Consider the following 22121-nt stretch of genomic DNA (forward strand, 5'->3'; position numbering starts at 1 on the left):
CATCAGAACTTGAAGCGGGGTGCCTCGGCAAAGCCCTTGAGGCGTGCCACCACGGTGTCCCAAGGCTGGCTGATCGTCAGCTTGCCTTGCGTGCGGGTGTAGACGGTGGTGCGCATCATCGGCTCGGTGCCCACAAAAGCGATCAGACGGCCGCCTTCCTTGAGCTTGTCGAGCAGCGCCGCTGGCACTTCGTAGACCGAGCCGCTCAGCACGATCACGTCATAGCTGCCGCCGATGGCCTGGGCGTTGGAGCCGTCTTCCAGCACCACATCGACATTCTTGATCTGGGCGCGGTGCAGGTTGGCGCGGGCCAGCTCGACCAGCGCAGGCTCGATCTCCAGCGAGGTGACCTGCTTGGCCAGGCGCGACATGAGCGCGGCCATGTAGCCCGAGCCGGTGCCGATTTCCAGCACGTTTTCATGGGCTTGCAGCTTCAGATCCTGCAGCACGCGTGCTTCGACGCGGGGAGGCAGCATGCAGTGGCCATTGGCAACGGCTTCTTCGCCGTCATCGCCCAGCAGTGGCAGCTGGATGTCCATGAACGCCATGTCCTGCAGGCCATCGGGTACAAATTCTTCACGGCGCAGCGTGCCGATCAGCGCCAGCACCTGTTCGTCGCCCAGGCTCCAGGGGCGAACCTGCTGCTCGACCATGTTGTAGCGTGCTGCGCGGTATTTATCATCCGTGCTGGGGGACATGTTCAGTGGCAAACTCATTGCAGACTCCGGTTGGCTTGTTGGGGGTGGGGCAAGAAAAAACCCCTTATTTTAGGCCGCTTAGGGTTCCATAGCGGGACGCCGCCACTTTTGGGCGGCCCATTTCGCAAAATCATCGAGGTAGCAGTACACCACGGGCACCACCACCAGGGTCAACAGCGACGAGGTGATCACCCCGCCAATCACCGCCTGGCCCAGTGGCGCGCGCTGCTCGGCCCCTTCGCTCATCGCAAAGGCCAGCGGCACCATGCCAAACACCATGGCCAGGGTGGTCATCAAGATGGGGCGCAGCCGCACCTGGGCGGCCAGCAGCAGTGCCTGCTCACGGGGCAGGCCGGGCACCATCTGGCCGTCTTCGCCAGGCTGGGGCTGGCGGGCGCGTATCGCAAAGTCCACCAGCAAGATCGCATTCTTGGTGACCAGGCCCATCAGCAAGATGACGCCGATGATGGAGAACATCGACAAGGTGGTGCCAAACATCATCAAGGTGAGCACCACGCCAATCAAGGTCAGTGGCAGCGAGGTCATCAGCGCCAGCGGCTGCAAGAAGCTGCGGAACTGGCTGGCCAGAATCATGTAGATAAAGATCACCGCCAAGGCCAGTGCCGACAGCGCGTAGCCAAAGGACTCCTGCATGTTCTTGGTGCTGCCGGCAAATTCATAGCGGTAGCCGGGCGGGAAGGTGGTCTGCGCCAGCACCGCGCGGATATCGGCGGCCACTTCGCCGGCGCTGCGCTGGTTGGCGTTGGCATTGAAGGCGACTTCGCGGTTCATCGCCCGGCGGTTGATGCGGTTGGGGCCGGTGGTTTCGGTCAAGGTGGCCAGCTGGCTCAGGCGCACCGTATGGGGCTGGCCATTGGCGCCCATGGCGGTGAGTGGCAGCTGGGCCAGCATCTGCGGGTTTTCGCGCGCCTCGGGCGCCAGGCGCACCCGCACGTCATAGGTCTGGTTGTCGCCCGCGCGCCAGTTGCCCACCGTGTCGCCTTCGACCAGGGTGCGCAATGCGGTGGCCACCTGGCCCATCGGCAGGCCCAGGTCGGACGCGGCATCGCGGTTGAACTGCAGCTGCACGATGGGCTCGCGCTCCAGCACGCTGCTGTCCAGGTCCACCAGGCCGGGGATATGCTGCAGGCGCTCGCTCACCTGGCGTGCCAGACGTTCCAGCTCCTGCAGATCCGGGCCTTGCAGCGAGAACTCCACCTGCTTTTGGCCGCCCACCGCTTCGAGCAGGCCCACGTGCGTCACCTGGATGCCGGCGATCTGGTTGAGCTCCGCGCGCAGGCTGGCCGATATCTGCTGCACATCCTGGCTGCGTTCGCTGCGGTCCACCAGGCGCACATACATGCTGGCGTAGTTCTTGCCGTTGGCATTGCCGGTGTTGATCGTCGTCAGCGTGTAGCGCACGGCCGGGTTGCGGCGCACGACGTCCTCGACCTGGCGGGCGCGGGCCTCGGTCGCTTCGACCGACGCGCCCACCGGCACATTGAAGCGGATCTGGGTCTCGGAGAAATCGGCGCGCGGCACAAACTCGGTGCCCAGCAGTGGCAGCAGCAGCAGGCTGAGGATAAAGATCGCCAGCGCCACCAGCAGGCTGGTCAAGCGGTGGCGCAGCGCCCAGGCCAGCAGGCGCTGGTAGCCGGCGCTCAGCTGCTCGGTGGCGGCCTCAAAGCCAGCCAGCGCCCGGTCGAGCGCCCGTGCAAGCCCGTTGCGTGCGGGCTTGCCGCCCTTGTGCACGCTGGGGTCATGCCAGACGCTGGAGAGCATCGGGTCCAAGGTAAAGCTGACAAACATCGACAGCAGCACGGCGACCACAATGGTCAGGCCAAACTCATGGAAGAACTTGCCGATGATGCCGCCCATAAAACCAATGGGCAGAAACACCGCGACGATCGACAAGGTGGTGGCCAGCACGGCCAGGCCAATCTCCTGCGTGCCTTCCAGCGCCGCGCGGTAGGCGGATTTGCCCATCTGCAGGTGGCGCACGATGTTCTCCCGCACGACGATGGCGTCATCGATCAGCAGGCCCACGCACAGCGACAAGGCCATCAGGGTCACCATATTGATGGTGAAACCAAAGGCATACATGAAAAAGAAGGTGCCGATGATGGAGATCGGCAGGGTCAGGCCGGTGATGACCGTCGAGCGCCAGGAGTGCAGGAACAGAAACACGATCAGCACGGTGAGCACCGCCCCCTCGACCAGGGTCTGGCGCACGTTGTCGACGGCCACGCGGATCGGGCGCGAGGCATCGGCAATCGGCTCCAGCCGCAGGCCCGGCGGCAGCTCGGGCGTGATCTCGGCCACTGCGCGGCGCAGGCCGTCCACCACCTCGATGGTGTTTTCCTCCTGCGATTTCTGGATCGACAGCAGCAGGGTGCGCGTGCCGTTGTACAAGGCCAGGTTCTTCAGCTCCTGCGCGCCATCCTGCACGCGCGCTACCTGGTGCAGGTAGATGGGCGCGCCATTGCGGCGGGCCACGATGATCTGGTTGAAGTCCTCGGGCCGCTTCATGCGCGAGTCGATCTGCACCAGCCGGTCCTGCTCGCGCGAGCGCACCGAGCCCAGCGGCAGATCCTGGTTCTCGCGGCGCACGGCATCGGCCACTTCGCTCGCCGAGATGGACAGCGCCTCCATCTGCTGCGGGTTCAGGTAGACATTGATCTCGCGTGGCGTGCCACCCACCAGGCTCACGGCCCCCACGCCGCGTACATTCTCGAGGCGCTTCTTGAGCACCTGGTCGGCCCAGGAGGTCATCGCAATCGCGCTGGGCGGCGTGCCTCGGCTCGGGTCAGGCAGCAGGGCTAACGACCAGACGGCGGCGTCTGCCGGGTCAAAGCGGATCACGCGCGGGTCTTTGACCTCGTCGCGCAGCAAGGGGCGCACGGCAGCGATCTTCTCGCGCACATCCTCAGCCGCGCGGCGCCCGTCCACATAGATCTGGAACTCCATGATGATGACGGCCGTGCCCTCGTAGCTGCGCGAGGTGAGGGCGCTGATGCCGGCCACGGCGTTGACCGCTTCCTCGATCTTCTTGGTGACTTCGCTCTCGACAATCTCCGGCGCGGCGCCGGGGTAGTCCACCGTGATGACGACCACCGGGAAATCGATATTCGGGAACTGGTCGACCTTGAGGCGCTGCAGTGAGAACAGGCCCAGCACCACCAGTGCGGCCATTATCATCGTGGCCAGCACCGGGTTGTTCAGGCTGAGGCGGGTGAACCACATGGATCAGGACGCGGGCGATGCGGCTTTGGCGGGTGCGGCCTCGGGCGCCAAGCGGACGGGCGTGGCCTCGCGCAGCTGGCCAACCTGGCCGCCGAGAATGCGCTGGCCGGCCTGCAGACCCTGGCGGATGGCCACCCAGGTCTTGCCCTGGAGTTGGCTGCGCGCGCCCAGCACCACGGGCTGGTGCTGTACCCGCAGAGTATCGCCTGGTTCGCCCGATCCGGCGTTTGGGCTCAGCAACTGCACATAAGGCTCGGGCTTGTCGGTGCGCACGGCGGCCAGCGGCACGGCAAGCGTCTGCAGCTCGCCGGTGGCCAGTTGTCCCTGCAGGTACAGCCCCTGGCGCAGCGCAGGTGCGGCAGCGCCTGCGGATGCCGCTGGCGGCGCAATACGCAAATACACCGTCACGCTGCGGCTGTTGGCATCGGCCTGCGGGTTGATGCGCACCACCTCTGCGATGACGGTCTGGCCGCTGCCGTCAACCTGCAATTGCGCCGTCTGGCCCAGACGCAGCTGCAGCGAATCGGCCGCCGGCATCTGGGCCTGCAGCTCCAATTCACGCAGGTCGACAATCTCCAGCACATTGGCGTCCGGCCCGACCTTTTCGCCATTGCTGACCCATTTGCGGGCCACCTGGCCCTGGATCGGGCTGCGCAGCACGGTGTCGCTCAGGTTTTTGCGTAGCACATCGGCGGCCGAGCGTGCCGCCTGGTAATTGGCCTGTGCGGCCTGCCATTGCGACTGCGACGACTCCAAAGCGGTGGCCGAGATAAAGCCCTGGTTGGCCAAGGCGCGGTTGTTGTCGTACTGGCGCTGCTGAATATCTTGCTGCGCGCGCGCCGCATCGGCCTGTTGCTGGGCCTGGGCCAGGCGGGCCTGGCTCTCGGTGCTGTCGACCCGGGCGACCACCTGGCCGGCCTGCACCGGGTCGCCCTCGCGCAGTTGCAGCTGCTGCAGCTCGCCGGCAATGCGGGCCTTGATGATGGCGGTGTGCACCGCCTGCACCGTGCCGCTGATGGGCAGGCTCAGCACCAGGGTCTGCGGCGCCACGGTGATCGCGTCGCTGGCGGCCAGCTGGTAGACCGCCTGCGCCTTGGCCTGCTCGGCCTGGGCGAGGGCTTGCTGGCGCTGCTGCTGGGTTTGGAGGCCACGCCACAGCCCGCTGGTGAGCAGGGCGATGACAACGGCGGCCGCCAGCCAGGGCAGTACGCGCTTCATGTTGCGCCACCCTGGCGTCGGCAGCCCAGGCCATGCATCAGTGCATCGGCCTGCATCTGCAAAAAGCGGGGCACATCAAAATCCGGGTTGGGCAGGCAAAAGCCGCCGGTGCTTTTGACGCTGGCGCAAAAGATCAGCGGGGCCAGCACCAGGGTCACGCCATAGTCCAGGTCCAGCGGGGCGAGCTCACCGCGCTCCATGCCCCGGCGCAGCACGCGCTCGATCAGGCGGTTGCCGGGCAGCACCACTTCCTGGCGGTAGAAGGCCGCGATCTCGGGAAAGTTGTGCGCCTCGGCCATCACCAGGTGCGGCAGGCCGCAGGCCTTGGTCGAGCCAATGCGCTGCCACCAGACCTCGTAGCAGTAGTGGATCAGGGTGGCAGTGTCGTGCTGGTAGCTGTCGAGCTCCAGATCCCACTCGGCAAAGCGGCTGCTGAGCACATGGCGCACCACGGCCTCGAACAGCTCTTGTTTGCTCGGAAAATACAAAAACAGCGTGCCCTTGGAGACGCCGGCCTGCCGGGCCACTTCTTCGACCTTGGTGGCCGAATAGCCTTTGCTGACAAACAGGTCCAGCGCCGCATCCAGCAGCTCGCCGGGCCGGGCCTCTTTGCGGCGGCTGCGGCGGGGCGCAGGCGTAGCCAAAGCAGGGGGGGGAGGCGGGGTGGACACGGTGGGCAGCGCAATTTAACAGTTAATGACCAGTGGGTTAGTAATGTAGGCGGCTGCCCGCGACAAGTCAAGCACAACGTGGTGATACAAATAGAGAACGCATTGGCATATGGCTGTCTTTTTCTCTGTTAAAAATGAAACCAGCCAGCGGCAGTTTTTGCGCGCCTGCCCCTGAATGTTTGGCCCTTTTGTTGCCGGAGTCATGATGTCAAATGAAGCCCAGTCCCCCGTGGAAAAAATCTATCTCGCCGGTGGTTGTTTTTGGTGCACCGAGGCCGTGTTCGGGCGGGTGCGTGGCGTTGTCAAGGTCGTCAGCGGCTATGCCAATGGCCAGATCGCCAATCCCACGTACGAGCAGGTCTGCACGGGAACGACGGGCCATGCCGAATGCGTGGAGCTGACTTTCGAGCCGCAGGTGCTGCCGCTGGACAAGGTGCTGCATATCTTCTTTGCGACGCATGACCCGACCACGCTCAATCGCCAGGGCAACGATGTGGGCCCGCAGTACCGCAGCGGCATCTACACCACGACGCCCGAGCAGCTGGCCCAGGCCCAAGCCTTTGTCGACAAGCTCAATGCCTCCGGCCAGATGGGCGCGCCGGTGGTCACCGAGGTGGAGCCGCTGCAGCATTTCTGGAACGCCGAGGCCTACCACCAAGACTATTTCGACAACAACCCGCGCCAACCCTATTGCACCTATGTGGTGGCGCCCAAGGTCGACAAGCTGGAAACCCGCTTTGCAGACTGGTTGAAGTAGGGCCACCTGGCTGCCGGGCGCGGGCGATGGGCATAATGCAACACAATTGCATCAAAGCCATTGCTCCCAGCCACCGATGTCCGCCCGCACTCCATCCCCCGCCACTGCCGCTTTGAGCGTGCAGTCCCTGCCGCCCGGCATGCGTGCCACGCGCGCCACCAAGGCCTTGCTGGCTCTGGTCGGCAGCCAGCCGGGCATGCAGTGGTCCGTGGCCGAGGTGCAGGCCCGGCTGCAGAAGATGGGCGTCGACGTCAACCGGGTCACCAGCTACCGCCTGCTCGACCGCCTGGCCGCTGCCGGCAAGCTGGTCAAAAGTGTGGATGCCGAGCGCCTGACGCGCTATGCGCTGCGCGCCGATGCGCAGGAGCCGCTGCAGGTGCGCTATGAATGCACCGACTGCCATTCGGTGCAAAGCCTGGAGGAGCGTGCCGGCGACGCTGCCACGGCCCAGGTCAACCAGGCGATGGCGCAGTACCTGCAGGTGCTGCAGGAGCAGGGCCTGGCGCCGGAGCAGACCGAGCTGCGCCTGCAGGGCCTGTGCGCCGACTGCAAGCACGACCCCAAAAAATCCTGATCTCCGCTCAGGCCCGCTTGCGGCCAATAAGCCCCGTTGACAGCATGGTGCCGCCAATCACGACGGCGCCGCAGCCCAGCATCCAGGCGGTGATGGGTTCTGCCAAAAACCAGTTGCCATAGACCAGCGCAAACACTGGCGCCAAAAAGGTGACCGCAATCGCGCGGCTGGGGCCGGCCGTCTGGATGATGTGGAAATACAGGATATAGGCCACGCTGGTGCACAGCAGCGCCAGGGCCGCGACGGCCAACCACGAGCCCCAGGACGGCGTCTGGCTGGGCCACATCACAATCGTCGGGATCAGCAGGCAGAGGCTGGCGCCGACCATGCTGCCGGTGGCAGTGGCCAGGGGCGGCACGCCCACCAGGTAGCGCTTGGCGAAACTGGCAGCCACGCCATAGCTCAGTGATGCACAGAGGCAGGCGGCGATCGCGGCATAGGCGCTCCAGCTGGCCGCGCCTGCGGTGGCGGGCTTGTCATGCAGCGCGAGCAGGGCCACGCCCGTAAAGCCGATCAGCAGGCCGGTGACGCGCAGGCCGGTGATGCGGTCGCCCAGCCAGAGCCAGGCCACCAAGGCGCCAAACAGCGGGGCGCAGGCATTGAGCACCGAGGCCATGCCCGTGGGCATATAGACCACCGCATAGGCGAACAGCGAGAAAGGAATGGCCGAATTGATGATGCCCGAGAACAGCACCGGCTTCCAGTGCTGGCGCAGCGCGGGCCATTCGCCGCGCAGCAGCATCAGCGGTAGCAAAAACAGCGCAGCCAGGATGACGCGCAAGCCGGCCGTGGGCACCGCGCCAAACTGCGAGGCGCCCAGGCGCATGAACAGAAAGGACGCGCCCCAGAGCACCGCCAGCAGCACAAAGGGGGGTAGCCAGCGGCTGGCGCTCGGCGCAGCCGAGGCAAGGGTGGGGCTAGGGACAGACGCAGCAGCAGAGGATGGGGTGGGGCGCATAGGATCTCGCAAGGGCAGACAGCATGCTAGCGGGCACCGTGCTTGCCATTGGTGACATTCTTGCGGTGTATTGATGCGCGCCGTGCAAGGAGCCGTGAAAGCGCAGCGTCGGCGCGGCAAACCCGCGTCTGGCTGGGTCCCATTGTGCGTCTGGCAGCGCGGCGCCCTGGTCGCCATATGGACAACTGGCCGGCCATCGCCTCGAGCGTGCCTACAATAGCTGTCTCGCAGCAAAGGCGCGGCTTCTGACAGAGGCCGTTTTTCATGCCTGTTTTGCGCCAACAACAAGGTGAGTTCTGTGCCGATTTCTTCTGCAATCTTCAAAGCCTATGACATCCGCGGCGTTGTGCCGAGCACGCTCAACGAGAGCGTGGCACTGAAGCTGGGCCGGGCCTTTGGCCAGCAGGCGATTGCCGCTGGCGAGCTGGTGGTCGCCGTGGGGCGTGATGGACGCCTGTCAGGCGATGCGCTCAGCCGCGCGCTGATGCAAGGCCTGGTGGAAGCCGGTATCGAGGTCATCGATGTGGGGCGCGTGACCACGCCGATGCTGTACTTTGCCGCCAGCACCTTGTGCCACAGCGGCATCCAGGTGACCGGAAGCCACAACCCCAAGGACTACAACGGCTTCAAAATGGTGCTGGCCGGCCGCGCCATCTATGGCGAAGAGATCCAGAAACTGCGCCAGATCATGGAGAAGGAATGCTGGCGCTTCCAGGGTGGCGGCAAGCTGCGCCAGGCCGATGTGACGGCCGCCTATGTCGAGCGCATCGTCTCGGACATCAAGCTGGCGCGCCCGATGAAGATCGTCGTGGACAGTGGCAACGGCATTGCCGGTGCCACCGCGCCGGGCATCTTCCGCGCGCTGGGCTGCGAGGTGACCGAGCTGTTCTCCGAGGTCGATGGCAACTTCCCCAACCACCATCCCGACCCCAGCAAGCCCGAGAACCTGCGTGACCTGATCGAGTCACTGCAGACCGGTGATGCGGAACTGGGCCTGGCGTTTGATGGCGATGGCGACCGCCTGGGCATCGTGACCAAGGATGGGCAGAATATTTTCCCCGATCGCCAGATGATGCTGTTTGCCCAGGACGTGCTATCGCGCGTGCCCGGTGGTGAGATTGTCTATGACGTCAAGTGCTCGCAGCGCCTGGCGCCGGCCATTGAGGCGGCCGGCGGCAAACCGGTGATGTACAAGACCGGGCATTCGCTCATCAAGGCGCGCATGCGCGAGACCAATGCGCCCTTGGGCGGCGAGATGAGCGGCCATATCTTCTTCAAGGAGCGCTGGTACGGCTTTGATGACGGTACCTACGCCGGCTGCCGCCTGCTGGAGATTCTGAGCAAGGCCCAGAACCCTTGCGCGCTGCTGCATGCGCTGCCCAGCAGCTACAGCACGCCTGAGCTCAATGTGGAATGCCAGGAGGGCGAGCCGCACAAGCTGAGCGCCCAGCTCCAGGAGATGGCGGCCGATGTGTTCAGTGCGCCGGCCCAGATCAACACCATTGATGGCCTGCGCGTGGACTGGCCCGATGGTTTTGGCCTGATCCGTGCCAGCAACACCACGCCCGTGCTGGTGCTGCGCTTTGAAGGCCATACCCAGGCAGCGCTGCACCGCATCCAGAACGAGATGAAGGCGCTGCTGCTCAAGGTCAAGCCCGATGCCGTCATTGGCAGTGCGTCGCACTAAGGCGCGGCCGCATCCATGGGTCTGAGCCTGACGCTCTACGGCTGGGTCGCAAGGCTTGCCCGCCCGCTGGTGCGGCGCAAGCTGGCGCGCCGCGCGGTGCAGGAGCCCGGCTACGCCCAGATGGTGGAGCAGCGCTTTGGCGATTACGGCGACCTGCCGCGCTACCAGGCCGTGCCTGAGATGCCGCTGGTCTGGATCCATGCGGTATCGCTGGGCGAGACGCGGGCGGCTGCCATCTTGCTGCGCGAGCTGCGGCTGCAGATACCGGCCTTGCGCCTGCTTTTGACCAATGGCACGGCCACCGGCCGTGAAGAGGGGCAAAAGCTGCTGCTGCCTGGCGATATCCAGGTCTGGCAGCCCTGGGATGACCGTGCCAGTGTCAGCGCCTTTTTGCGCCATTTCCGCCCCACCATCGGCATCCTCATGGAGACGGAGATGTGGCCGGGGCTGGCCGCTGGCTGCCAGCGCGAACATGTACCGCTGGTGCTGGCCAATGCCCGACTCAATGAGAAATCGCTGCGCGGCGCCCAGCGCCTGGCTTGGCTCGCGCGCCCGGCCTACCGCAGCCTGCGCTCGGTGATCGCGCAGACCGAGGCCGATGCCGGCCGGCTGCGCGCCGCTGGCGCCGAGGTGACTGCGGTGCTGGGCAATCTTAAATTCGATGTCGAGCCCGATGCGGCGCAACTGGCCCAGGGCCAGGCCTGGCACCAGGCGGCGGGCAAACCGGTGGTGATGCTGGCCAGCAGCCGTGAGGGCGAAGAGGCCTTGTGGTTAGAGGCACTGGCGCAGCTGCGCGGCAGCGACCCGCAAGCCGCCGCAAGCGTGCAATGGCTGCTGGTGCCGCGCCACCCGCAGCGTTTTGACGAGATTGTGCAGCTGCTGCAGGGCGCCGGTTTGCAGGTATCGCGCCGCAGCCAGTGGCAGAGCGGGCCCGAGCCCGCCGATGTCTGGCTGGGCGACAGCATGGGCGAGATGCAGCTGTACTACGGACTGGCCGATGTGGCCTTGCTGGGCGGCAGCTTTGCGCCGCTGGGCGGCCAGAACCTGATTGAGGCGGCCGCTTGCGGCTGCCCGGTCGTCATGGGGCCGCATACCTTCAATTTTGCGCAGGCGGCGGACAGCAGCGTGCAGGCCGGTGCCAGCTTGCGCGTGCCAGGCATGGACGAGGGCCTGCAGCAGGCCGTGGCCATTGCCAGTGATACGAGCCGCCACAGCCGCATGCGCCGCGCGGCACTGCAGTTCGCCCAGGCGCACCGGGGCGCAGCGAAGACCACCGCGCAGCTGGTGGCCGCGGTGTTGGAGTCGACAGACGGCTTTGTCAATTCCAGCTTTGAGGCCTCGCTGTTTGACGAGGATTCCGTCTAAACCTTTTTCGGGCTGGCGTTCATGCCTTGGGGCGGGTGGCAAAGGCCAGCACAAAGCTCAGCGCCAGGGTTGGCAAGGCCGATCCCGCTTGCGGCGCCCAGGCGGCCAGGCCGTGGTAGAGCGCGATGCCGCCCAGCCACAGGGCCAGCGGCAGCAGGTGCACGCCGGCCTGCGTGCGGGCGGGCTGGTAACCGCCCCAGGACAGCCGGCCCAAAATCACGCCAAACAGCGGCACAAAGACGGAACTCAGGATCAGCAAAAAGGGCTCGAGGCTGTGCATCGGCAGCACCATGGCGAGCGCCGTGCTGCACACCGCCATCGCAATGCCCCAGCCGCGCACACCCCAGCGCGGCAGCAGGCTGTGGGCCGATACCGCGCCCGAGTAGGCATCGCCATAGGCATTGTCCACTTCGTCCAGCAGCACCAGTGATAGTGCGATCAAACCGCCCTGGGCCAGCAGCAAGGCGGCGACCAGGTCGGTGCTGGGCAGCACCAGAGCCACCAGCACGCCCAGTGCATAGCACCAGATATTGGCAATGCCAAAACCAATCCAGGTGCCGGCCATGGCGCTGCGGCCATTGCGCCCGTAGCGGGCATAGTCGGCCACCAGCGGCAGCCAGGAGATGGGCATGGCCACCACCAGGTCGAGCGCGGGCATCACGCCCATGCCGCCCGCTCCTGGCCGGCTCCACAACGCAGGCAGGCCTTGCTGCAAGGCCATGCCGACAAACTGCCAGCTCAGCCACAGCAGCGACAGCACCACCAGCGGCAGCGCGACGCGCGCGATCAGCTGGCGCACCAGCCGCACCATGGAGCCCGTCATCAGTGCCACCAGCAGGCCACCCCAGAGCAAGGTGGCCAGCCAGGGCCAGTACGCGGCCTGCATGCCACCGGCCTGGCGGCCAATGGCCACGGTCGATTCGCGCATCACCACCAGCTCGAACGCGCCCCAGCCCAGCAGCTGCACGATATTGAGCAGCACCGGCAGCTTGGCAAAGTGGCGGCCATAGACATGGTGGATCAGTCCGGCGCTCGACAGCCCCGTGTCGCAGCCGATCTTGCCCACCCAGGCGAGCAGACCCGCCCCCACGACCGAGCCGCCCACAATGGCCATCAGTGCCTCAGACGTGGACAGCGCTGGCATCAAATAGGCACCCACCTGCATCACCAGCAGGCCCACGCCCAGGCTGAACCACAGCGAGGCCAGATGCCAGCCGTTGAAAACACGCTCCTCTTGAGCGACGGGATGGAGGGCGAAGTTGGAGGCGGAAGAAGCGTTGGCGGTCATGGCCTGTTATTGTTTGAAGTGCTTGTAGTTAGGTTGCAGTGCAAGGCAGTCCGGGCGCCTGCAAGTGCGGCTATTGTGCCCAGCCTTCATGCCCCTAAAGAGATGACTACAATCGCCTGCGAGATGACGATACAGACGGACCCTTCTACCTGGATGCGCGACGGCGTGAGCCCCAGCTGCGTGGTGCTGCCCTCGCGCGGAGAGGGCCTGCTGCTGGACTTTCTGGCCCAGCGCCTGCCGCTGGTCAGCGCTGCGCAGTGGCTCGAACGCCTGCAGGCGGGCGATGTGGTCGATGGCGCACGCCAGACCTTGGGGCCGGCGCAGGTCTATGTGCCCGGCATGCGGGTGTACTACTGGCGCAAGGTCGAGCAGGAGCTGCCCATTCCTTTCGATGCCGAGGTGCTGTACGAGGACGAGCGCCTGCTGCTGGTGGACAAGCCGCATTTTCTGCCGGTGCTGCCGACGGGCAAATATGTGCAGAACTCCTTGCTGGTGCGGCTGAAAAATGCGACCGGCAATGCCCATCTCTCACCGCTGCACCGCATCGACCGCGATACCGCCGGCCTGCTGCTGCTGTCCAAGGATGCGGCCACGCGTGGCCAGTACCAGGCCCTGTTTCGTGACCGGGCGATGGACAAGCGCTATGAGGCGGTGGCGCCCTGGCGGGCGGACCTGGTGTTTCCGCGTGAGCACCGCAGCCGCATGGAAGAGAGCCAGCGTTTTTTTCTGATGCATGAGGTGCCAGGCGAGCCCAACAGCCACAGCCATATGGCGCTGCTGGAGCAGCAGGGCGCCTGGGCGCGTTATGCCTTGAAACCCGTCAGCGGCAAACGCCACCAGCTGCGCGTGCACATGGCGGCCCTGGGTCTGCCGATCCGCAACGATGCGTTCTACCCCGAGGTCAATGACCCGCCCGAGGGCGACTTCTCGCGGCCCTTGCAGCTGCTCGCGCGTGAGCTGCGCTTTAGCGATCCGGTCACGGGGCAGGCGCATGTGTTTCGCAGCCGGCGCCAGTTGCTGCCCCTGGCTGACTAGCAGCAACCAAGCCGCCCAGCGGCGGCTTGTGGTAAGGGTAGGGTAGTTGGCCTTAGCGGCTGAACGACCCCATGGCCTCGCCCAATTGCACCGGCTTGGCCGCGGCCCAGTCGGCATTAAAGGCGCTTTTGCCTTCGGGCAGCAGCAGCACGATGGTCGAGCCCAGCAAAAAGCGGCCCATCTCATCGCCTTGCTCCAGCACAATGGGCTGGGTCTGGTAGTCCCAGCTGCGAATCTTGCGCGAGCGGGGCGGGTTCACCTGGCCGTGCCAGGTGGTGGACATGCTGCCGACAATCGTTGCGCCCACTAGCACCATCACGACGGGGCCAATGCGCGATTCAAACACGCAGACCACGCGCTCATTGCGGGCAAACAGGCCGGGCACGCCGCGCGCGGTCAGCGGGTTCACGGAGAACAGGTCACCGGGCACATAGACCATCTTTTGCAGCTTGGCGCGCAAGGGCATGTGGATGCGGTGGTAGTCGCGCGGGCTGAGGTAGATGGTGGCGAACTGGCCGTTGTTGAACTGCGCGGCCAGCTGCGCATCGCCGCCGAGCAAGGCGGCGGTGCTGTAGCTGTGGCCCTTGGCCTGGAAGATCTGGTCCTGCGCAATCGCACCGCACTGGCTGATGGCGCCATCGACGGGGCAGACCAGGTCGGCCTGGGCCATGGGGCGCACGCCGGCGCGCAACTCGCGGGTGAAGAAGTCGTTGAAGCTCTTGTACTGCGCAATATCGGGCTGCGCCGCTTCATCCATGTTGACCTGGTACTTGCCAACAAACCAGCGGATAAAGCGGGTGGTTGCGCCGCCCAGCTCTGCCGATGCCAATGTGCCGGCCAGCGCGGTCATCCATTTCTTGGGCAGCAGGTATTGGGGCAAAACAGCAATTCGATCGCGCATGGTCAGGGCCGTCACAGTAAACCGCCGATTCTATCGACACTGTGTCGTACCCATGACAAATTGCGTTGTGAAATGCAGCTTTTGTCGGCCATATGCTGACAATTTGTCGCCAAATGCCTGGGCTTGGATGCCGATGCTGCCAGCAGGGGCGACAGTGGCAGCTGTGCTTGTAGTCCGGCGCCTGATTATGATGACGGACCTCCAGCTTTCAGCTCGCCTTCTGTCTCGCCATGTCTCCAGCACGTCCTCCGTCCCAACCAGCATCTGCGCCAGGCACAGTCAGCCGCCGCGCCCGGCTGCAGCTGTGGTTGCGCAACTTTCTGCCGTCGGCCGCGCATGTCAACGGGCTGGAGCTGGCGCGCATGGTCGTGGGCGCGATGGTCGTGCTTTGGCTCACAGGCATGGCCAGCCAGACCTGGGGTCAGCATGACCACAGCCCCTGGCTGTTTGCCGCGATGGGCGCCAGTGCCCTGCTGCTGATCGGCACGCCGTCGAGCCCCATGGCCCAGCCCTGGCCGGTGATCGGCGGCTCGATGCTGTCGGCGCTGGCGGGCTGGGTGGCCGTGCTGGTGTTTCCCGATCCGCTGCTGGCTGCCGCCGTGGCGGTGGGCCTGGCCATCATGGTGATGGTGGTGCTGCGCTGCCTGCACCCACCGGGCGCTGCGCTGGCCATGTGGATGGCGATTCAGGGCTGGCACGATGTATCGGTGCTGCTCAACCCCGTGGCGCTGAACCTGGTCGTTCTGGTGCTGTTGGCCACGGCCTACAACCGCATGACCGGCAAGCGCTACCCCGCACCCCAGCACAGCCAGAAGGCGCAGGCCGCGCAAGCCTCGCGCGAATCCAGCGCACGCATCGAGGGCAGCGATCTGGATGAGGCGCTGGAGCGCTTCAACGGCGTGCTCGATGTCAGCCGCGCCGATCTGGAAGCGCTGCTGCAAGGCGCAAGCCAGGCGGCCTTCAAGCGCACCTTGGGCAATGTGCGCTGCGAGGATGTGATGTCCCACCCGGTGCATGCGACGCGGCCGCAGAGCAGCGTCAAGGATGCCTGGGCCCTGATGCAGCAGCATGGGGTCAAGGCCTTGCCAGTGGTCGATGAGGCGCAGCGGGTGGTGGGCATCATCACCGCCACCGATCTGCTCAACCATGCGCTGACCGCCACCCCGGCTGCCCTCAGCAGCAAGCTCAAGCACTGGGTGCTGCGCAAGAAGGACGCCGGCCAGTTGGTGGGCGAGCTGATGACGGCCGAGGTCTCCAAGGTGGGCAGCTATGACCGCCTGGTTGACCTGATTGCGATCTTCTCGCGCGCCAAGCTTCACCATGTACCCGTTGTCAATCGGCAGGGCAAGCTGGTGGGAATCATCTCCCAGACTGACCTGGTGCGCGAGATGGCAGCGGCGCTGTCGCTGCCGCACGAAGACACCTGAGGCGAACGTTGGGTGATGGGCATGGCCCAAAACAAAGCCCTGCGACAGCAGGGCTTTGTGCTTCAGGATGCGTAGAGCCGTCCTGGGTGTGGAGCGGGGCGCGTGGCCCCGCTACCTTCGCAGCACCAGCCAGCTGAAGGCGCCCAGCGACAGCAGTGAGTAGATCAGCCCCGGCGCCGCAGCGGTCAGCATCGGGTGCCAGTTCTGCAGGTTGCCGGCAAAGCCAAACACGTTGTTGAGCAGGAAGAAGCTGATACCGGCCATCACGCCGCCAAACACATAGCCGGTGATGCCGCCCGAGCGGAAATGCAGGTAGGCAAAGGGCAGGGCGAGCACGACCATCACCAGGCAGCTGATGGGGTAGAACACCTTGCGCCACAGCTCGATCTCGTAGCGCTGTGCGCTTTGGCCATTGGCCTGCAAATGGCTCACGTAGAGGAAGAGGTCGTAGGTGCTCATCTGGTCGGGCTTGAGCACGGCGGCAGCGACCATGCTGCTGGTCACCGCAGTGGGCCAGTCCAGGGTCTCCAGGTTCTTGACCTCGACACGCGCCTGGCGCTGGTCGCCCAGGTAGTAGCGCTGCTCCTGGATATGGTGCAGGTGCCAGACGCCATTGCCAAATTTGCCGCCAGCGGCGGTGAGCTGCATCTGGATGCGGCCCTGGTCGTCGAAGTTGTAGACCCGCACGCGCTGCAGATCGCCTTCGGGCGAGATGGCGCGCACATTGATCGCGGCCATGCCGTCCTCGCGCTTCTCGCGCAGCCAGGCGCCAGTGCGGCCCGTGCTCAGCTGGCCAAAGCGCTGCGCGCGCACCAGCTGGCTGGCCTGCTCACCGGCAGGCGCCACATAGTCGCCAATCGCAAAGGTCAGCACGACAAAGGCCAGGCCAATGCTCAGCAGGCTGCCCAGCGCCTGCCAGGGGCCCAGGCCACTGGTGCGCAAAATAGTGAACTCGGAAGTCTGCGCCATGCGCGCCATCACAAAGATGGTGCCGATCAGCACGGTGATGGGCAGCAGCTCATAGATATGGTTGGGGATGTTGAGCGCCACGCTCAACAGCGCATCCTTGAGCTCATAGGTGCCGGTGCCGATCCAGCGGAACTCGTCGACCAGGTCAAAGAAAAAGAACAGCGCCAGAAAGGCGAGGGTGACAAAGCCGACGGTCACGGCAATGTCCCGGTAGATCATTTTGCGAAAGGTCTTCATGCGCGGCTCCCCTGGCGGCGTGCCCATTGCAGCAGCGAGAACTGCTGGTTGCGGCTGAGCAGCAAGGTCCAGGCGAGCAGCGCCGTCAAGCCGTGGATCAGGACGAAGGAGAGCGGCAGCGAGGCTTTGCCCGAAGACACCCAGTTCTGGGCAAAGGTCATGAGGTTGTAATAGACGATAAAGGCAAACAGGGCGAACACCAGGCTGCTGCTGCGGCCTGCGCGCGGGTTGACGCTGGCCATGGCCAGGCCCAACACGACAAAATTGATCGCGGCAATCGCCAGGCCCAGGCGGTAACCCAGCTCGCCCAGCAGGCGGGGCTCTGCACTGGCCATCAGCTGGCGCGTGGGGATGTTCTTCACCGCGCCCATGTCATTCGGGTCAATCGTGGCGGCGCTGCCGATACGGGTGCCGTATTCCTTGAAGTCGCTGACCTTCAGGCCGGGGTTGTCCTTGGTTTTTTCGATGCGCTGGCCGTCATTGAGCACGGCAACGCGGGCGTTTTCCTGCACTTCAAGGTGGGCGCTCTTGGCGCTGGTCACGGTGTCCTTCTTCTCTTCGTTGGTCACGATAAAGACATTGCTTGCTTCTAGGTCCGAGTTGCGGTCGCGGTCGATGAAGAACACGCGCGAGCCGTCGGACGACTCCTGAAATTCCCCCGGTGCGATGCGGTCGACGTCACCGCGCTGTTCATATTGCGCGCGAAGCTGCACAATCTGCTGGTTGGCCCAGGGCCATACCAGCAAGGCCAGCACGGCAATGACGACCATGATGGGCCAGGAAAAGCGCATCAGCGGGCGCAGAAAGCTCAGCAGACTTTGACCACTGCTGAACCACACGGCCATTTCACTGTCGCGGTACATGCGCGACAAAGTCGCCACCACCGCAATGAAAAGGCAGAGGCTCAAAATGGTGGGCAGCTGGCCCAGCACGGTGTAGCCCATCACCAGCAACACATCGGAAGGGTTGACGCTGCCACGCGAGGCCTGGCCCAGCACTTTGATGAGCATCATCGTCATCACCACAGTCACCAGCACCACCAAGGTGGCACCAAAGCTGCGGGATAGCTCTTTACGGATCGAGGAATCGAATAACATTGGCGAGAAGGAAAGCACCGATTATGAACTTTGAACTCAAAACTCTGGATTTGGCTTCGGCCGCATTGCAGTCTGGCGACCTGCTGGTCGTCTTGGTGGCTGACAAGCAGCCCAAAACCAGTGATGCATTGTCCACCCTGATTGCGCACGCGCAGAAAAATGGTGATTTTGAGGCAAAAACCGGCAAGTTGCTGGCCATGTATGCGGTGCCCGCCATCGAAGCCCGGCATTTGTTGCTGCTGGGCATTGGGGATGGCTCGCCGCAGGCGGTGCGCCAGGCGCTGGCGGCCGTCTCTGGCCCGCTGACGCGCGAGGGCATCGAGCGCGCAGCCGTTGTGAGCGCCCAGCCGCTGGCGGGCGCCTCCCTGCATGCGCTGCTGCAATGCCTGGCCGACAGCGCCTACCTCTACCGCACCACCAAGCCATCGGCCAAGGCCGTGGCGCTCAAGTCCGTGGTGCTGGGCGCGCCCAATGCACCAGAGCTGGAGCGCGCTTTTGAGGTGGCAAAGGCCACCGCCCAGGGCGTGGCCTTTGCCCGTGAATGGGCCAACCGCCCTGCGAACTACGCCACGCCCAAGCTGCTGGCCGATGCGGCCGAATCGCTGGCCGAAGAGCACAAGCGCATCAAGTGCAAGATCCACAAGCCCGAAGATGTGGCCAAGCTGGGCATGGGCGCCTTCATCGCCGTGGCACAGGGCTCCAAGGAGCCGCTGCGCTTTATCGAGCTGCACTACCACGGCGCCGACAAGGACAGCCAACCGGTGGTGCTGGTGGGCAAGGGCATCACCTTCGACACCGGTGGCATCTCCATCAAGCCTGCGGGCGACATGGACGAGATGAAGTACGACATGGGGGGCGCTGCCAGCGTGCTGGGCACCTTCCGTGCGCTGGCTGAACTCAAGCCCGAGATCAATGTGGTCGGCCTGATCCCCGCCTGCGAAAACATGCCCGATGGCGGCGCGGTCAAGCCCGGTGATGTGGTCACCAGCATGAGCGGCCAGACCATCGAGATCCTGAACACCGACGCTGAAGGCCGCCTCGTGCTCTGCGATGCGCTGACCTATGCCGAGCGTTTCTCGCCCAGCGCCGTGGTCGATATCGCGACCTTGACCGGTGCCTGCGTGATTGCGCTGGGCGCGCAGCGCAGCGGCCTGTTCTCGAACAACGACGCGCTGGCCCAGGCCTTGCAAGCCGCTGGCGAGCAGGCGCAAGACACTTGCTGGCGCATGCCGCTCGATGACGAATACGCCGAAGGCCTGAAGACCAACTTTGCCGATGTGGCCAATGTCGGCGGCCGGCCGGCCGGCGCCATCACGGCCGCCAAGTTCCTGCAACGCTTTGTCGGCAGCATGGCCTGGGCGCACCTGGATATCGCCGGCACCGCCTGGCGCAGCGGCGCCAAGAAGGGCGCCACCGGCCGCCCCGTGGGCTTGCTGCTGCAGTACCTGCTTGGCAGCGCCCAAGGCGCAGCACCTGCCGAGCAGGCCAAGACGGTCAAGCCGGCCAAGGCCAGCAAGGCCGACAAGCCTGCCGCAGCGGCCAAGCCCGGCAAGGCGGCAGTCAATGTGGACGGCGCTGATAAGGCGGACGCCCAGTAAGCACAGCCTGCCTTATGACGACCTCCACGACGGTAGCCTTTCACTTCAACGCGCCCAGCAAGCTGGCCTATGCCTGCAAGCTGGCGCGCAAGCTCCAGCGCATGGATATTCCGCTGGTGGTGCTCGGCGAGCCGGCCATGGTGGCCCAACTCGACGAGGCGCTGTGGTCCTTTGGCGGTGCCAGCCAGTTTCTGGCCCACTGCCGGGGGGATGCAGAGCCCGAGGTGCTGCAGCGCTCGCCCACGGTGCTGCTGAGCGAGCTGGCCGGCAGCCTGCCGCATACCCGTGTGCTGCTGAACCTGGGCGCGGAGATGCCCGCCGATGTCACCCGCTTCGAGCGGGTGATTGAAGTGGTCAGCGCCGATGACGAGCAGGACCGGCAGCAGGCCAGGGCGCGCTGGCGTGCCTATGCCGCCATGGGCTATGCCATCGAGCGCCGCGATCTGGTGATGAAGTCGGAGGACTGAGCCATGACCGAGTCCAGAATCCCCCCCAAGTTTGTGCCCACCCTGACCGAGGAAGCCGCACAGGACGCCGCTGACGCACTGCCCCAGGTGGTGCCCGACAGCACACCGCCTGGCCTGGATGTGCTGCGCAGGCGCCGCGATGTGGATGTGCCGGCCTCGGGCGCGTGGGCGCAGCCCGCTGCCGATATTGCCGACCTGCCCACCTACAGCGGCTGGGCGCAGCAGGCCGATGCAGCACTGCCCCTGGGCAGCGGCGCGCAAGCTGTTGCTGCCCCCAATCCGCCTGCAGCGGACAGCAACAGCCTTCCCAACATGGTGCAGGGCGTGGGCCCAGCGGCCGCCTTGCCGCCCGCAGGCGCTGGGGCGGTGGTGGATGACAGCGATGGCCAGGGCAACCCCGGCCTGGTGCAAAACGCGCTGGGCGGAGAGGGCATGGCCGTGTCGGATGCGACCAGCCACTTGGTCGAGTCCGCGGCCGAGACGGCGCAGGCGCTGGAAGACGCGATCACCCGCCGCGTCACCCGGCGTGTGCAAGAGACCTTGGACACGCGCCTGTCGGCAGCCGTGCTGAAGGTGGTGGAGCAGCAGACGGCCTTGCTGCAATCGTCGCTGCAGCTGGAGATTGACAGCACCATCCGCGAGGCGGTGGCCGATGCGGTGGCCCGCATTTTGCGCGAGAGCCAGAACCCGCCACGCTAGCCTTCCGCTCATCGGCTCATCTGCTTTTTGATGACAAAAAAGACCTGGTGAAATAACCGGCGGTTGTAAAGAACTAAAATTTCGTTCTTTGCGGCTGTCTGTCGCATCGCTTACAGTACGGCTATTCACGGTTTTTCGAGCGCCCGCCTCAAGCTGCAGGGCGCTTTCTTTATTCCAATGATTGAACTACGGGGTATCACCCAAACCTACCCGGGCAAAAACGGCCCGGTCCATGCGCTGCGCGGTGTCGATCTGAGCATTGCCGCTGGTGAAGTGTTTGGCATCATCGGACGCAGTGGTGCGGGCAAGAGCTCGCTGGTGCGCAATATCAACCTGCTCAACCGCCCGACCACCGGCCAGGTGGTGGTCAATGGCAAGGAGCTGACGGCGATGGACGATGCGCAGCTGCGTGCGGCGCGCCGTGAGATCGGCATGGTGTTCCAGCACTTCAACCTGCTGTCCTCGCGCACGGTGTTTGACAATGCCGCGCTGCCGCTGGAGCTGGCCGGCATGAGCAAGGCCGCCATCAAAAAGCGCGTGGACCCGCTCTTGGACCTGGTGGGCCTGGCTGCGCTGAGCGACCGCTACCCCGCGCAATTGTCGGGCGGCCAAAAGCAGCGCGTGGGCATTGCCCGTGCATTGACCAGCGAGCCCAAGGTGCTGCTGAGCGACGAGGCGACCTCGGCGCTGGACCCGGAAACCACCCGCTCGGTGTTGGCGCTGCTCAAGCAGATCAACAAGGACATGGGCCTGACCGTGGTGCTGATCACGCACCAGATGCAGGTGGTCAAGCAGATCGCCGACCGCGTGGCGGTGATGGAGGCTGGCAAGGTCGTCGAGATGGGCTCGGTCATCGATGTCTTCACCCGTCCCCAGCAACCCATCACCAAGAGCCTCATCGACGAGATCGTGCCCCAGGAGCTGCCTGCCAGCGTCATCGACCGGGTGCGCAGCCTCAATGGCGCGCTCTCCAGCGGCCAGGGCAAGCTGCTGCGCCTGTCCTATGCCGGCAACCTGGCCTACCAGCCCATCCTCTCGCGCCTGATCCGTGACTTTGGCCTGGATGTGAGCATCCTCAACGGCCAGGTCGATGAGATCCAGGACCAGACCTTTGGCTTCCTGGCGGTCTACGCCAGCGGCGATCTGGCCCAGCTCCATGCGGCTGTGGAAGCGCTGCGCGCCTCGGGCGTGATGGTGCAGGAAGTCAATACCGAGGCCTCGGCCGCTTAACA

Annotated in this window: 19 protein-coding genes; 10 read left to right on the plus strand and 9 right to left on the minus strand. The window is 65.1% G+C overall.

Annotated elements, in window-relative coordinates; translation table 11 throughout:
• Positions 1–2: 2 nt before the first annotated feature.
• Genes WH367_RS18535 through WH367_RS18550 form a run of 4 tightly spaced genes read right to left on the minus strand, consistent with a single transcriptional unit; the run spans position 3 to position 5830 of the window.
• Positions 3–716 carry a protein-L-isoaspartate O-methyltransferase family protein gene (locus tag WH367_RS18535; protein ID WP_021025840.1) on the minus strand — a complete coding sequence of 238 codons (714 nt, stop codon included), beginning with the start codon at positions 714–716 and terminating at the stop codon, positions 3–5.
• Positions 717–776: 60 nt separating this feature from the next.
• On the minus strand, positions 777–3941 hold the full coding sequence (locus WH367_RS18540; protein ID WP_339537166.1) for an efflux RND transporter permease subunit: 3165 nt from the start codon (positions 3939–3941) through the stop codon (positions 777–779).
• 3 nt (positions 3942–3944) lie between these two features.
• A complete protein-coding gene (locus WH367_RS18545; RefSeq protein WP_339537167.1) occupies positions 3945–5159 on the minus strand; it encodes an efflux RND transporter periplasmic adaptor subunit in 1215 nt (404 codons plus the stop codon).
• A complete protein-coding gene (locus tag WH367_RS18550) occupies positions 5156–5830 on the minus strand; it encodes a TetR/AcrR family transcriptional regulator (protein ID WP_339537168.1) in 675 nt (224 codons plus the stop codon). The genes WH367_RS18545 and WH367_RS18550 overlap by 4 nt, the downstream gene beginning before the upstream one ends.
• Positions 5831–6035: 205 nt before the next feature.
• On the opposite strand from WH367_RS18550, the gene msrA reads away from it, so the two are divergent.
• Together msrA and WH367_RS18560 are read left to right on the plus strand one after the other, a co-directional pair.
• Positions 6036–6587, plus strand: a complete 552-nt coding sequence (gene msrA, locus WH367_RS18555) for a peptide-methionine (S)-S-oxide reductase MsrA (protein WP_312990161.1) — start codon at positions 6036–6038, stop codon at positions 6585–6587.
• Between the two features lie 76 nt (positions 6588–6663).
• Positions 6664–7161: a Fur family transcriptional regulator gene (locus tag WH367_RS18560; RefSeq protein ID WP_158400492.1), complete on the plus strand. Its 498-nt coding sequence runs from the start codon at positions 6664–6666 to the stop codon at positions 7159–7161.
• 7 nt (positions 7162–7168) lie between these two features.
• Here WH367_RS18560 and WH367_RS18565 read toward each other — a convergent pair whose 3' ends face one another.
• A complete protein-coding gene (locus tag WH367_RS18565) occupies positions 7169–8119 on the minus strand; it encodes a DMT family transporter (protein ID WP_339537169.1) in 951 nt (316 codons plus the stop codon).
• Positions 8120–8417: 298 nt separating this feature from the next.
• Here WH367_RS18565 and WH367_RS18570 point away from each other — a divergent pair, with 298 nt between their 5' ends.
• Both WH367_RS18570 and WH367_RS18575 read left to right on the plus strand, forming a co-directional pair.
• Complete coding sequence (locus tag WH367_RS18570) at positions 8418–9806, plus strand: phosphomannomutase/phosphoglucomutase (RefSeq protein ID WP_339521229.1); 1389 nt, start codon at positions 8418–8420, stop codon at positions 9804–9806.
• 15 nt (positions 9807–9821) lie between these two features.
• On the plus strand, positions 9822–11171 hold the full coding sequence (locus tag WH367_RS18575) for a 3-deoxy-D-manno-octulosonic acid transferase (protein ID WP_339537170.1): 1350 nt from the start codon (positions 9822–9824) through the stop codon (positions 11169–11171).
• A gap of 19 nt (positions 11172–11190) precedes the next feature.
• Here WH367_RS18575 and WH367_RS18580 read toward each other — a convergent pair whose 3' ends face one another.
• A complete protein-coding gene (locus WH367_RS18580) occupies positions 11191–12459 on the minus strand; it encodes a purine-cytosine permease family protein (RefSeq protein WP_339537171.1) in 1269 nt (422 codons plus the stop codon).
• Between the two features lie 102 nt (positions 12460–12561).
• Between WH367_RS18580 and WH367_RS18585 the strand changes: the two genes are divergently transcribed.
• Positions 12562–13494, plus strand: coding sequence for a pseudouridine synthase (locus WH367_RS18585; RefSeq protein WP_339537172.1), 933 nt, complete (start codon positions 12562–12564; stop codon positions 13492–13494).
• A 52-nt stretch (positions 13495–13546) separates the two neighbouring features.
• Here the strand turns inward: WH367_RS18585 and asd are convergent, their stop codons facing one another.
• Positions 13547–14395, minus strand: coding sequence for an archaetidylserine decarboxylase (gene asd, locus WH367_RS18590; RefSeq protein WP_339537173.1), 849 nt, complete (start codon positions 14393–14395; stop codon positions 13547–13549).
• Between the two features lie 308 nt (positions 14396–14703).
• Between asd and WH367_RS18595 the strand changes: the two genes are divergently transcribed.
• Positions 14704–15822 (plus strand): HPP family protein, encoded by a 1119-nt coding sequence (locus WH367_RS18595; protein WP_312990283.1) that lies wholly within the window; start codon positions 14704–14706, stop codon positions 15820–15822.
• 111 nt (positions 15823–15933) lie between these two features.
• On the opposite strand, the gene lptG is transcribed toward WH367_RS18595, so the two are convergent.
• Together lptG and lptF are read right to left on the minus strand one after the other, a co-directional pair.
• Positions 15934–17028, minus strand: a complete 1095-nt coding sequence (gene lptG / locus WH367_RS18600) for an LPS export ABC transporter permease LptG (RefSeq protein ID WP_021025827.1) — start codon at positions 17026–17028, stop codon at positions 15934–15936.
• Complete coding sequence (gene lptF / locus WH367_RS18605) at positions 17025–18125, minus strand: LPS export ABC transporter permease LptF (protein ID WP_339537174.1); 1101 nt, start codon at positions 18123–18125, stop codon at positions 17025–17027. Before lptF ends, lptG begins: the two co-directional genes overlap by 4 nt.
• Positions 18126–18148: 23 nt before the next feature.
• Here lptF and WH367_RS18610 point away from each other — a divergent pair, with 23 nt between their 5' ends.
• The 4 genes from WH367_RS18610 to WH367_RS18625 all read left to right on the plus strand — a co-directional run bounded on the left by WH367_RS18610 (position 18149) and on the right by WH367_RS18625 (position 22119).
• Positions 18149–19723: a leucyl aminopeptidase gene (locus tag WH367_RS18610; RefSeq protein ID WP_312990280.1), complete on the plus strand. Its 1575-nt coding sequence runs from the start codon at positions 18149–18151 to the stop codon at positions 19721–19723.
• A 14-nt stretch (positions 19724–19737) separates the two neighbouring features.
• A complete protein-coding gene (locus WH367_RS18615; protein ID WP_339537175.1) occupies positions 19738–20190 on the plus strand; it encodes a DNA polymerase III subunit chi in 453 nt (150 codons plus the stop codon).
• A 3-nt stretch (positions 20191–20193) separates the two neighbouring features.
• Positions 20194–20889, plus strand: a complete 696-nt coding sequence (locus WH367_RS18620) for a hypothetical protein (RefSeq protein WP_339537176.1) — start codon at positions 20194–20196, stop codon at positions 20887–20889.
• Positions 20890–21066: 177 nt separating this feature from the next.
• Positions 21067–22119 carry a methionine ABC transporter ATP-binding protein gene (locus WH367_RS18625; RefSeq protein WP_021025823.1) on the plus strand — a complete coding sequence of 351 codons (1053 nt, stop codon included), beginning with the start codon at positions 21067–21069 and terminating at the stop codon, positions 22117–22119.
• Positions 22120–22121: the final 2 nt, after the last annotated feature.

Origin of the sequence: Comamonas sp. MYb21 (assembly GCF_037479395.1) — a bacterium.
In the GTDB taxonomy this organism is placed as follows: domain Bacteria; phylum Pseudomonadota; class Gammaproteobacteria; order Burkholderiales; family Burkholderiaceae_C; genus Comamonas.

What these genes read in the sequence shown, in the direction of transcription:
- WH367_RS18585 (WP_339537172.1), top strand. Translation starts at nt 12,562, where the DNA reads ATGACTACAATCGCCTGCGAGATGACGATACAGACGGACCCTTCTACC.
- WH367_RS18565 (WP_339537169.1), bottom strand. Translation starts at nt 8,119, where the DNA reads ATGCGCCCCACCCCATCCTCTGCTGCTGCGTCTGTCCCTAGCCCCACC.
- WH367_RS18535 (WP_021025840.1), bottom strand. Translation starts at nt 716, where the DNA reads ATGAGTTTGCCACTGAACATGTCCCCCAGCACGGATGATAAATACCGC.
- asd (WP_339537173.1), bottom strand. Translation starts at nt 14,395, where the DNA reads ATGCGCGATCGAATTGCTGTTTTGCCCCAATACCTGCTGCCCAAGAAA.
- WH367_RS18540 (WP_339537166.1), bottom strand. Translation starts at nt 3,941, where the DNA reads ATGTGGTTCACCCGCCTCAGCCTGAACAACCCGGTGCTGGCCACGATG.
- WH367_RS18575 (WP_339537170.1), top strand. Translation starts at nt 9,822, where the DNA reads ATGGGTCTGAGCCTGACGCTCTACGGCTGGGTCGCAAGGCTTGCCCGC.
- WH367_RS18580 (WP_339537171.1), bottom strand. Translation starts at nt 12,459, where the DNA reads ATGACCGCCAACGCTTCTTCCGCCTCCAACTTCGCCCTCCATCCCGTC.
- WH367_RS18615 (WP_339537175.1), top strand. Translation starts at nt 19,738, where the DNA reads ATGACGACCTCCACGACGGTAGCCTTTCACTTCAACGCGCCCAGCAAG.
- lptG (WP_021025827.1), bottom strand. Translation starts at nt 17,028, where the DNA reads ATGAAGACCTTTCGCAAAATGATCTACCGGGACATTGCCGTGACCGTC.
- lptF (WP_339537174.1), bottom strand. Translation starts at nt 18,125, where the DNA reads ATGTTATTCGATTCCTCGATCCGTAAAGAGCTATCCCGCAGCTTTGGT.
- msrA (WP_312990161.1), top strand. Translation starts at nt 6,036, where the DNA reads ATGTCAAATGAAGCCCAGTCCCCCGTGGAAAAAATCTATCTCGCCGGT.
- WH367_RS18545 (WP_339537167.1), bottom strand. Translation starts at nt 5,159, where the DNA reads ATGAAGCGCGTACTGCCCTGGCTGGCGGCCGCCGTTGTCATCGCCCTG.
- WH367_RS18560 (WP_158400492.1), top strand. Translation starts at nt 6,664, where the DNA reads ATGTCCGCCCGCACTCCATCCCCCGCCACTGCCGCTTTGAGCGTGCAG.
- WH367_RS18625 (WP_021025823.1), top strand. Translation starts at nt 21,067, where the DNA reads ATGATTGAACTACGGGGTATCACCCAAACCTACCCGGGCAAAAACGGC.
- WH367_RS18610 (WP_312990280.1), top strand. Translation starts at nt 18,149, where the DNA reads ATGAACTTTGAACTCAAAACTCTGGATTTGGCTTCGGCCGCATTGCAG.
- WH367_RS18620 (WP_339537176.1), top strand. Translation starts at nt 20,194, where the DNA reads ATGACCGAGTCCAGAATCCCCCCCAAGTTTGTGCCCACCCTGACCGAG.